This window comes from Betaproteobacteria bacterium, from assembly GCA_009377585.1.
Lineage (GTDB): Bacteria > Pseudomonadota > Gammaproteobacteria > Burkholderiales > WYBJ01 > WYBJ01.
In genome coordinates this window covers 16,351-18,389 of the sequence record WHTS01000114.1, presented here as the reverse complement: position 1 = coordinate 18,389, position 2,039 = coordinate 16,351, and the positions used below count along the sequence as shown (strand labels likewise).

Here is a 2,039-nt window from a genome sequence, read left to right as displayed (position 1 = left end):
GCTTTCGTTCGACGCCTCGAAGTTCGAGGGCAAGACGCTCGCCATCGATGCGGCCTACGTCGACGATCGGCTCAAGGATCTCGCGCAAAGCGAGGACCTGGCGCGCTACGTTCTGTAGGTTCGGCGCACGTCGGTCATTCCCGCGCAGCAGCTGTGTAAAAGCGTTACGTCCTGGCGAATGACGACCTGCACGCGGGGATGAGCCGCCGAGAAGCGGCGGATCACGCCGGGCAGCACGTAGCGCGCGTGCGTATGCGTGGTGCCGACGACCAGCCGGCCCGTGTCCTGCAGCCCGAAATCCTCGCTGATCTTGTGCAGGCTGTGCGCGTCGTCGAGGATGCGGCGCGCGACGTTGAGGATCGAGCGGCCGGGGTCGGTCACGCCTACGATGCGGTTTCCCCGCCGCAGCAGGATCTCCACGTTGAGCTCCCGCTCGAGCGCTGCGAGCTGCTTGCTCACGCCCGGCTGCGAAGTATGCAGCGCGTTTGCGGCATGGGTGATGTTGAAGCCTGAATCGACGACTTCGCAGAGATAGCGCAGCTGGCGGAAGTTCATCGGCTACCATGAACGGCGCTTGCCGAGAAGCTGCAGATTCCCGTGGCCACCTCGCTCAACGGCAAAGGCACAATCCTCGACACCCATCCGCTCGCCGTCGGCGTGGTGGGAACGTACTCGCGCACGTGCGCCAATCGTACCGTCGGCGAGGCCGACCTCGTCTTCTACATCGGCAGCCATACCGGCGGCCAGGTGACGGCGCGCTGGCAGGTTCCCAAGCCCGGCAAGCCCGTCGTTCATCTCGACATCGACGCGCGCGAGATCGGCCGCAACTATCCGACTCGGATCGGCCTGCTGGGCGACGCGAAGACCGTGCTGGGGCAGATGCTCGCCACCGCGGGCAGTGGGGGCGTGGAACGGACTGCATGGCTCGGCGAGGTACGCGGGTTCGTCGAGGAGTGGCGCGTGTCGATCAGCGAGAACGCGAGCTCGGACGCGCCGTCACCGATCACCGCGCGTTCGCGCCGAAGACGTGGACGGGCGGGGCAGGCAGCGCACATTGACGTGCGCGCATGCCTTCGTTCCCGGCTTTGAAACGGACTCCGAACCCCGTACGCGGAAAGCGGGTTTCGACCCCGGCCGCGGTCCCGCCCACAGCAAGGAGGAGCACCATGAAGACGTGCAAATGGAAAGGCTGTTTGCTGGCCGCGGCGCTCGCGCTGCCGCTCGCCGCCGCGCAGGCCGCGGAAAAGTATCCCAACAAGCCGATCCGGCTCATCGCGTTGAGCTCGCCGGGCTCGGGGCCCGACGTGGTCGGGCGCCTCATCGGCGCCAGGTTCAACGAATCGATGGGGCAGCAAGTCGTCGTCGACACGCGCCCGGGCGCGACCGGCATCATCGGCGCCGAGATCGCGGCCAACGCGGCCGCGGCAGCGCAAAGGCGGAACGTGGGACCGGGGCGGCGCCAGCGCCATCTCCTCGCCGGTTCACAAATCGGAAACGGTCGACTACGGCATCCTGCTGCACGGCGAGCGGGTTCTGCTGCTCGACGACGGCGAATACGTGATGCGCCCCGGCGACGTGGTGGTCCAGCTTGGCAACTGGCACGGCTGGCAGAATCCGGGAATCGAGAGCCTCATGGCCTTCGTCATGATGGGTGCGAAGTTCGACCCGCCCGGGACGAAGCCCGTGCCGCTCCGGCCCGCGCCGCCGCCGCCCGGCGTGCGACCCGTGCGCCGCATCGTCAGCATCGACGACGAGAACGGCAAGTCGATCGCGCTGTGCGATGCGCCCGCGCCCGACGTGCTTACCGACCCCGCGCGGCCGGGATTTTCGTGCACCCGCATCTGGGTCACGGATTCCACGCCCGCCGCGATCCGCGCCGGCGTCGATACCGCCCGCGGGCGGCAGCGTCTCGAGCCGCCGCCCGGCGGCTCGGTATGCCGCGTCCTGAGTCTTCCCCCCGACGATACCTTTCGCGCCAGGGTGGGCGAGAAGGAGGTGCGCGCCTATTTCGAAAGCGCCGGATTACCCGGGGCATCGCT

General features: G+C 68.2%; 2 protein-coding genes and 1 pseudogene. 2 read left to right on the top strand and 1 reads right to left on the bottom strand.

Annotated elements, in window-relative coordinates:
* Positions 1-105: 105 nt before the first annotated feature.
* On the bottom strand, positions 106-555 hold the full coding sequence (locus tag GEV05_25115; GenBank protein ID MPZ46606.1) for a LysR family transcriptional regulator: 450 nt from the start codon (positions 553-555) through the stop codon (positions 106-108).
* Between the two features lie 30 nt (positions 556-585).
* Here GEV05_25115 and GEV05_25110 point away from each other — a divergent pair, with 30 nt between their 5' ends.
* Positions 586-1,089, top strand: a complete 504-nt coding sequence (locus tag GEV05_25110; protein MPZ46605.1) for a hypothetical protein — start codon at positions 586-588, stop codon at positions 1,087-1,089.
* Positions 1,068-1,424, top strand: a pseudogene (locus GEV05_25105) (hypothetical protein). Before GEV05_25110 ends, GEV05_25105 begins: the two are co-directional and overlap by 22 nt.
* Positions 1,425-2,039 lie beyond the last annotated feature (615 nt).